We start from the raw sequence: 7,253 nt of genomic DNA, 5'->3' as shown, positions 1-7,253 counted from the left end.
GTTATATTTTATATCAAATCTTACCTCTCTACCTTTTTCTGGTAAAATTGATGTCATCCAATATTTATCTCCTTGAACTAAAACTCCATTTATAACTTTTTTTGAGAAATCTTTTTCCAATACATCATCATAATCAACCTCATCTAAGTCATTATTTGATGGATCTATTATTGAATAGCCTTCATGAACGATATAAAAGTCTGTTAAGTCTTCTGGAATATTATTTCTTTTTATTGTGGCATAGGGATAGAATTTAAAGAAGTCTTTTGAGTTATTGACTAAACTTTGTTTTATCGTAAATAGGTAATTTTCATCTAAGGAGATTAATCTTTCAAATCTAATCCCTTGTTTATTTTCATAGTAAATTTTTACAGAGCTATTTGGCTGAAGTTTATTATTACCCTCGACCTTCCATATAGATTTAGTATCCGGAACCGAAATATTATCATTTGTTGCCCATCCTGTATTAAAAGTATAACCTTTATCTGTTGAGATTGGGTTTAATAATTTTATTTTTTCAATACTATTTAAAGTCTTATCATATTTTTTTAATTCAAGATCATCAATCATTCCACCCTCAAGGTTGATTGATCCTCTAACAGTTTGATTTTCAAAATAAATTCTATTTGAGACTTTTAAAGCCTCCTCTCTAGAAATTTTTTTGGTAATTTCTTTTTTTTCAGTAACTGTTGGGGCTTCAGATTTTTCCAAAATTTCTTTATTTTTTTTATCACTAGGATCTGCGGTCTTATTTGGGTCTAGGAAAAAAAGCGAGTAAAGGACCACAACTGCAATTGATAAGCTAATGGCAGCTATAACATTTTTTAAATTTTGATCCATTAATTTTTCTCTCTATTAACTGGATCATAACCACCAGTGTTAAACCATGGATTACATTTTAATATTCTTAAAAAACTTTTGTAAGTAGCCTTAAAAAAATTATAGTTTTTAAAACACTCTAACACATAAGTTGAACATGTAGGCTCAAATTTACACGAATTTGGAAAGAATGGACTTATTAAAAATCTGTAAGCTTTAATTAAAACAATAAAAGGGAAATTCATATATTTCATTATCTTATTCTGCTTAAGTCCTTAAAAATACTTTCTTTGATATTTTTGTATTCGTTATCAAAAAAGTTTTTTCTTGCAATAAACAAATAAGAGTAGCTTAGGTCTAAATCAATTTTTTTTAGAGCATCTAGCATAATAGATTTTAATCTTCTCTTTACAAGATTTCTAGTTACAGCTTTTGAAAAAATCTTTTTTTTTGCAATAATACTAGCATTTAAAGACTCACTACTTTTATTTGAAATTTTTTTATAAAAAATAGTAGAGTATTTGTTGATAATTTTTTTTCCTTTTAATACTGATAAAAATTCAGTATTCTTTTTAAGACTAACTATTTTCAATTTCATTTAACGATAATTTTACGTCTTTTCTTTTTTCGACGTCTGGCGATGAGTTTCCTACCTCCTTTTGTCTTCATTCTTGCTCGGAAACCTGTCTTCCTACGTTTGACTGAACTTGGCTGATACGTTCGTTTCATATAATTTTTTTAAAATTTTTAGTACTTATAAGTAATTTAGTAAATTAAGTACACATATTATTTCGTTATTCTAAATAATTGTATATTCTACATTTTATGGGTAAAAATAAAATTATAATTGGTATTATTTATTTATTGGTTGTATTTATTTTTCTATTATTTTTCTTCAAATATTTTTCCATTGATGAGATTACAAGCTACGATTTTTACAAAGATAATAGAGACACTTTAGTTCAATTTAAAGAACGAAGTTTGATATTTACCATAATTATATTTATTTGTGGAGTTTGGGCATGGGTTATGCTAGCTGGTTTCGGATCCCCAGTTGTTTTATTTTCTGGCTTTTTGTTCGGTACTTATTTGGGAACAATTTTATCCACAATTGCATTAGCGCTTGGAGCCACAACATTTTACTTATTCGCAAACTTTTTTGTTAAAGATTTAGTTGAGAACAAGTTTGGTAAAAAATTTTCATATTTAAAAAGTTTTTTTGAAAAAAATGAGTTCTTTTATCTTTTCTTATATAGACTAGTGGGAGGCATACCTTTTGCAATTAGCCATGTAATCCCAACTATTTTTAATGTTAAATGGAAAAATTTTTTCTTTGCGCATTTAGGAATGGTCCCACAAATTTATATTATATCAACAATTGGAAATTCTATTTCAGAGATAATAAATACAAATGATACTCCACCATCTATTATGGAAATTATTTTTCTTCCAAAAATTTATTTACCAATATTAGGATTCATAGTTTTTATTTTGCTTTCAATCTCAGTTAGAAAAAAAATATTTAAAAAAAGTTGATAAATTATGGTGCTGGAGAACAGGACTCGAACCTGATAATCTATGCATTACCAATGCATTGCACCCACCTTCGTGCTGCTCCAGCATATTATTGCCATATTAGACTATTAAATGTATAAGAGATTAAAGCAATTTGTAAATAAAACATAAATAATGAGAGGCTTAACGTGGGCATACACTATACATATGGGGCGTTTAAATCTGCAAAGAAAATGGAGAAGCAGGCTAAAAAAGAAAAGAAACTCGCTGAACGACGAGCGCGAAAAGCTGCTAAAGAGGGTTCAAAGAAACCAAATAATGAAACTACTATGCACGATATTTCAAAAGCCATTACACTTGATGATTTGACACGACCGGACAAGAAATGAAAGATAAAAAAAAATATATAAAGTTAGCTACCGCGTTAAAGAAGAATTTAAAAAAAAGAAAAATTTTCCAGAAAAAAAATCAAAAAAAATAAAGAATCAAAATGTCTATTCAGCCGGATTCTTGGATAAAAAAAATGTGCAAAGAGCACAATATGATTGAACCTTACGAGGAAAACCAAGTTTCTAAAGGAAAAATTTCATATGGACAAAGTGGTTTTGGTTATGATGTAAAAATATCTGATGAGTATCGTATTTTTACCAATGTAAATAATTCATTAGTCGATCCAAAAAATTTTTCTGAAGAGAATTTTGTAGAAAGAAAAGGACCTTATTGCATTATTCCACCTAACTCATTTGTTCTTGGAAAAACAGTAGAATTTTTTCGCATTCCTAAAAATGTACTTTGTATTTGTGTTGGGAAGAGCACGTATGCTCGTTGTGGCATTATAGTGAATGTCACCCCGATAGAGAATGAGTTCAAAGGAAACATCGTGATCGAGCTTTCGAACACAACTCCGAATCCTGCTAAAGTGTATTCTAACGAAGGTATTGCACAATTTTTATTTTTTAAATCAGAGACAATGCCAGATGCTTCCTATGAAACAAAAAAAGGGAAATACCAAAACCAAACAACCATTGTCACAGCAAAAGTAAAATAAGGAATGGACAAATTTGTTATAAAAGGTCCTTGTAAAGTAAGGGGACAGGTTTCAATCAGTGGCTCAAAAAACTCAGCTCTTCCATTGCTTGCATCAACAATATTGTTTGATGAAGATGTTATATTAGAAAATATTCCACGAGTACAGGATTGCAATACCATGTTAAATCTTTTGAAATCACTTGGTAAAATTATTAAATTTTCTAAAAATAGGAGAATAGTAAAAATTTCAAAGGCAAAAAGGCCGAAGTATTTCGCCTCTTATTCCATCGTCAAAACAATGAGGGCTGGAATTTTGGTTTTAGGACCTTTGGTTGCTAAGTATCATAAATCAATCTCAAGTTTTCCTGGGGGATGTATTTTAAATGGAAATTCAGGCAGACCAATTGATTTACATTTAAGTGCATTACAAAAACTTGGAATGAAATATTCCATTAAAAATGGATATATTCGAGCAAGTTCAAAGGGAAAATTAAAAGGAACGTCTATAAAATTTCCAACTATAAGTGTGGGTGCAAGCCAACAGCTAATTATATCCTCGGTGCTAGCGAGTGGAGTGTCGTTGATTTCTGGTCTAGCTACTGAACCTGAGGTAAAAGATTTAACTAATTTTTTAAAAAAAGCAGGTGCAAAAATTAAATGGGTTGGCAAAAGAACATGCAGAATTATTGGTGTAAAAAAACTAAAAGGAATTAGATACTCGGTGATGGGAGATAGAATAGAAACAGGAACATTTTGTGTTGCTGCAACACTGACTAAGGGTAAGTTAAAAATTAAAAATTTTGATCCAAAATTAATTCAAACTGAGTTAAAAATATTAAAAAAAGCTGGAGCAAAAATTAAAGAGTCAAAAAATCAAATTTTGATAGAAGGACCAAAAAAAATTAAAAATATAAGAAATATTGTTACCAAAGAGTATGGAGGATTTCCTACAGATCTTCAGCCAATATTTATGGTACTGCTGTGTAAAGCAGAAGGTATTAGCACCATCACGGAAAAAATTTTTCAAGGCAGATTTTTACATGTGATGGAGTTACAAAGGTTAGGAGCTCAAATATCCATCAAAAATGCCAAAGCAGTGATCAATGGAAATCCAAACTTTGGTATAGGCGCTGAGGTAATGAGTAGTGATCTAAGAGCATCTGCTGCTTTGGTACTTGCAGGTCTAACTTCTAAGGGCATAACTACAATATCAAGGGTCTATCATTTAGATAGAGGTTATGAGCAATTTGAAAAGAAACTGAAAAAAATTGGAGCAAATATAAAAAGAGTTTCTGGATGAATAAGGCATATTTAAAAAAAATAATTGCTCAATCAGGTGAGGATTTAAAAATAATTTCTGCTTTATGCTCAGAGGGAACTTTAAAAATAAGTGATATTAAATTTTTAAAAAAAAATCAAATTTTTCTCATATCAATCAATAGAAATGCTAAAGAATTAGAAAATGATCAAAGTAGAATAAATAGTATAATTAGGTTTGAATATATTTATAATTCAAGGTCAAAAAATATAGATCAAAAAAATCACAATGAGGAATTAAAGTTATTATCAATTGAAGTATTTAAAAAAAATAATATTTTTGAAATAATGCTTTTATTTTCTGATAATAAAATTATAACTCTGTCCGCTGAAATTATTGAGGTAATTTTAGAAGATCAAAAGTTGGATAAAGATGAAAATAATTGATTATAATAATAACAAAAGCAGGAAATATTTAGAAAAATTTCTAGAAAAAAGAAGGTCTAGAAAAAATATTAATTTATCAATAGTAGATAAAATATTAAGGGACGTTAAAAAAACAAAGATCCGAGCAGTTGTAAAATACGAAAAAAGATTCAGTAAAAATACTAAAATTTATCCTAAAAAAAGCGAAATTAATGAATCTATAAAGCTGTTAGATCCAAAAGTTAAAAAAGCAATAGATTTTGCTTATAAAAGAATATTAAAATTTCATAAATTACAAAAAGTAAAAGACATAAATTATGTAGATAGTTTAAGGAACAAAATACAGTATAGAAATGTTGTAGTAGATAGCGTGGGTTTATATGTACCTGCTAATTTACCATCCACTGCACTAATGGTTGGAGTACCGGCTGTGATAGCAGGTGTAAAAAGAATTATTCTAGCAAACCCAAGACATAATGGAAAGTTAAATCCAGCAGTCATGTATGTTGCAAAAAAACTTGGAATAAAAAATATTTTGAGTGTTGGTGGTGCACAAGCAATAGCAAGCATGGCATATATTCACAAAACATCAAAAATATTTGGACCAGGAAATGATTTTGTTGCAAGAGCAAAGCAATTAGTATTTGGTGATGTTGGTATTGAAGGAGCCATAATGGGACCTTCAGAAGTAACAGTTGTTGCTGATAGTGCAACTAATGTTGACCATGCTGTTACCAGTATTGCAGCCCAGCAAGAGCATGGATTAAATTCACAATGTATTCTTATTAGTAAAGATAAAAAATTTATTCAAAAGTTCAAAAAAAGAATTTTTAAAGCAATAAATACTTTTCCAAGGGCAAAAATTGTTAGGGAGGGATTAAGAAAAAATGGAATTATTATTTATGCAAAAAAGGATAGCCACATTATAGAAGCCATAAATTTGATGATATGTCCTGAACATTTAGAACTCCTGAATAAAGACTGTAAAAAATATATACCCAAAATAAAAAATGCAGGCTGTATTGGTCTTAATAAATATAGTCCAGTTGCTTCAAGTGATTATGCCGTAGGTGTAAATCACACCTTAGGCGTGATGGGCTCGAGTAAATTTGCATCTGGTTTAAATTTAAACGATTATTATAAAAAAATAAGTATGTTTTCTTTAACAAAAAAAGGCGTTGAAGTTATTGGCAAGAAAGCTATAACTTTGGCCGAGTATGAAAATTTAAAATTTCATGCTTTAAGTATAAAATCTAGAATGAAAAGAGGCAAAGATTGAAAGAAGAAACCTTGGAGTTCTCCGGCGAAATTATTGAGCTTATGAAAAATGCTCAATTTCGCGTTCGTCTCGAGAACAACCACGTGATTTTGGCGCATGCAAGCGGCAAGCTTCGCAAAAATAGGATTCGGTGTTTATTAGGGGACAAGGTGAAAGTGTCCATCAGCCCGTACAATTTATCTCTTGGCCGTATCACGTTTAGGTTTTAAATAATGGAACCCTGGTGTAGCTGGTGCGCACGAACGCCTGAAAAGCGTTAGGACCTAATTCGATTTTAGGGGGTTCCACCTTAATTTTGTATATATTAATTCTATATAAATTATTTACCTCAAACAAAAAAAGGTTTGTTACATTTAACATTGGTGTACCTAATACAGATGTGATTTTAATAAAATATTATTGAGAATAATTTTCTTGCATTAAATTTTAAAATCTAATACTAAACCATCAGCTATTTTAGCTATAAGTAAACTATAAGAAGAAAGAGTAAAAATGACGGAAGTACTTAAGGGTAAAGTGAAGTGGTTTAACGGTAAAAAAGGATATGGATTCATAGAGCGTGAGGACGGCCAGAAGGACGTTTTTGTGCATGCATCTGCTGTTCGTGATGCTGGGCTTCGCTTTTTGAATGAATCTGACCAGTTGGAATTTTCTATTGAAGATGGACCAAAGGGACCCTCGGCGGTCTCACTTAAGAAGTTAGGTTAATTTATAAATCAATAATTATGTATAGGAATTTAAAAAGTCTTGTGTAAAGGCTTTTTATTCCTATACAAATTATGATTGCATTCTAAATTTCATATGTTAGTAAATCACCAATGATTAAGATCACATTTATATTGATATCTACACACAGACATTATCATCATGGCTGTAGGGCCATTTATTAATCATTTAAAAATTTAAATTTCATAATAATTAGTATAAT

12 protein-coding genes and 1 tRNA gene are annotated in these 7,253 nt (G+C 29.8%); 8 read left to right on the top strand and 5 right to left on the bottom strand.

Annotation, left to right across the window (positions count from 1 at the left end; translation table 11 throughout):
* The 4 genes from yidC to rpmH form a co-directional block, all read right to left on the bottom strand.
* A partial coding sequence (yidC, locus tag AMN73_RS04310; protein ID WP_143323199.1) for a membrane protein insertase YidC occupies positions 1-840 on the bottom strand: 840 nt, incomplete at its 3' end.
* A complete protein-coding gene (gene yidD, locus AMN73_RS04305) occupies positions 840-1,064 on the bottom strand; it encodes a membrane protein insertion efficiency factor YidD (protein WP_075535046.1) in 225 nt (74 codons plus the stop codon). The genes yidC and yidD, both read right to left, overlap by 1 nt.
* Positions 1,065-1,072: 8 nt before the next feature.
* Positions 1,073-1,417 carry a ribonuclease P protein component gene (gene rnpA / locus AMN73_RS04300; RefSeq protein ID WP_075535045.1) on the bottom strand — a complete coding sequence of 115 codons (345 nt, stop codon included), beginning with the start codon at positions 1,415-1,417 and terminating at the stop codon, positions 1,073-1,075.
* Positions 1,414-1,548, bottom strand: a complete 135-nt coding sequence (rpmH, locus tag AMN73_RS04295) for a 50S ribosomal protein L34 (protein WP_075535044.1) — start codon at positions 1,546-1,548, stop codon at positions 1,414-1,416. Before rpmH ends, rnpA begins: the two co-directional genes overlap by 4 nt.
* A gap of 96 nt (positions 1,549-1,644) precedes the next feature.
* Between rpmH and AMN73_RS04290 the strand changes: the two genes are divergently transcribed.
* Complete coding sequence (locus tag AMN73_RS04290; protein WP_075535043.1) at positions 1,645-2,355, top strand: TVP38/TMEM64 family protein; 711 nt, start codon at positions 1,645-1,647, stop codon at positions 2,353-2,355.
* Between the two features lie 7 nt (positions 2,356-2,362).
* On the opposite strand, the gene AMN73_RS04285 is transcribed toward AMN73_RS04290, so the two are convergent.
* Positions 2,363-2,440: transfer RNA gene (locus AMN73_RS04285), tRNA-Thr, on the bottom strand.
* A gap of 127 nt (positions 2,441-2,567) precedes the next feature.
* On the opposite strand from AMN73_RS04285, the gene AMN73_RS04280 reads away from it, so the two are divergent.
* The 7 genes from AMN73_RS04280 (at position 2,568) to AMN73_RS04250 (ending at position 7,033) form a co-directional block, all read left to right on the top strand.
* Complete coding sequence (locus AMN73_RS04280; RefSeq protein WP_256997844.1) at positions 2,568-2,723, top strand: hypothetical protein; 156 nt, start codon at positions 2,568-2,570, stop codon at positions 2,721-2,723.
* A 101-nt stretch (positions 2,724-2,824) separates the two neighbouring features.
* Complete coding sequence (dcd, locus tag AMN73_RS04275) at positions 2,825-3,382, top strand: dCTP deaminase (protein ID WP_075535041.1); 558 nt, start codon at positions 2,825-2,827, stop codon at positions 3,380-3,382.
* A gap of 3 nt (positions 3,383-3,385) precedes the next feature.
* Entirely contained in the window at positions 3,386-4,663 is a 1,278-nt protein-coding gene (murA, locus tag AMN73_RS04270; protein WP_075535040.1) for a UDP-N-acetylglucosamine 1-carboxyvinyltransferase, read from the top strand.
* Positions 4,660-5,067 (top strand): DUF2948 family protein, encoded by a 408-nt coding sequence (locus tag AMN73_RS04265; RefSeq protein ID WP_075535039.1) that lies wholly within the window; start codon positions 4,660-4,662, stop codon positions 5,065-5,067. The genes murA and AMN73_RS04265 overlap by 4 nt, the downstream gene beginning before the upstream one ends.
* On the top strand, positions 5,054-6,325 hold the full coding sequence (gene hisD / locus AMN73_RS04260) for a histidinol dehydrogenase (RefSeq protein WP_075535038.1): 1,272 nt from the start codon (positions 5,054-5,056) through the stop codon (positions 6,323-6,325). The genes AMN73_RS04265 and hisD overlap by 14 nt, the downstream gene beginning before the upstream one ends.
* The gene (infA, locus tag AMN73_RS04255; protein ID WP_256997843.1) at positions 6,322-6,534 is read left to right on the top strand and encodes a translation initiation factor IF-1; all 213 of its coding nucleotides are present in this window, start codon (positions 6,322-6,324) and stop codon (positions 6,532-6,534) included. Before hisD ends, infA begins: the two co-directional genes overlap by 4 nt.
* Before the next feature lie 283 nt (positions 6,535-6,817).
* Positions 6,818-7,033 carry a cold-shock protein gene (locus tag AMN73_RS04250; protein WP_075535037.1) on the top strand — a complete coding sequence of 72 codons (216 nt, stop codon included), beginning with the start codon at positions 6,818-6,820 and terminating at the stop codon, positions 7,031-7,033.
* The last annotated feature ends 220 nt before the right edge of the window (positions 7,034-7,253 follow it).

Origin of the sequence: Candidatus Pelagibacter communis, assembly GCF_001179965.1 — a bacterium.
Classification (GTDB): Bacteria; Pseudomonadota; Alphaproteobacteria; order Pelagibacterales; family Pelagibacteraceae; genus Pelagibacter.
The sequence above is the reverse complement of the archived record's forward strand: the minus strand, read 5'-3'. Positions and strand labels throughout refer to the sequence as shown.

What these genes read in the sequence shown, in the direction of transcription:
- yidD (WP_075535046.1), bottom strand. Translation starts at nt 1,064, where the DNA reads ATGAATTTCCCTTTTATTGTTTTAATTAAAGCTTACAGATTTTTAATA.
- rnpA (WP_075535045.1), bottom strand. Translation starts at nt 1,417, where the DNA reads ATGAAATTGAAAATAGTTAGTCTTAAAAAGAATACTGAATTTTTATCA.
- rpmH (WP_075535044.1), bottom strand. Translation starts at nt 1,548, where the DNA reads ATGAAACGAACGTATCAGCCAAGTTCAGTCAAACGTAGGAAGACAGGT.
- AMN73_RS04290 (WP_075535043.1), top strand. Translation starts at nt 1,645, where the DNA reads ATGGGTAAAAATAAAATTATAATTGGTATTATTTATTTATTGGTTGTA.
- AMN73_RS04280 (WP_256997844.1), top strand. Translation starts at nt 2,568, where the DNA reads ATGGAGAAGCAGGCTAAAAAAGAAAAGAAACTCGCTGAACGACGAGCG.
- dcd (WP_075535041.1), top strand. Translation starts at nt 2,825, where the DNA reads ATGTCTATTCAGCCGGATTCTTGGATAAAAAAAATGTGCAAAGAGCAC.
- murA (WP_075535040.1), top strand. Translation starts at nt 3,386, where the DNA reads ATGGACAAATTTGTTATAAAAGGTCCTTGTAAAGTAAGGGGACAGGTT.
- AMN73_RS04265 (WP_075535039.1), top strand. Translation starts at nt 4,660, where the DNA reads ATGAATAAGGCATATTTAAAAAAAATAATTGCTCAATCAGGTGAGGAT.
- hisD (WP_075535038.1), top strand. Translation starts at nt 5,054, where the DNA reads ATGAAAATAATTGATTATAATAATAACAAAAGCAGGAAATATTTAGAA.
- AMN73_RS04250 (WP_075535037.1), top strand. Translation starts at nt 6,818, where the DNA reads ATGACGGAAGTACTTAAGGGTAAAGTGAAGTGGTTTAACGGTAAAAAA.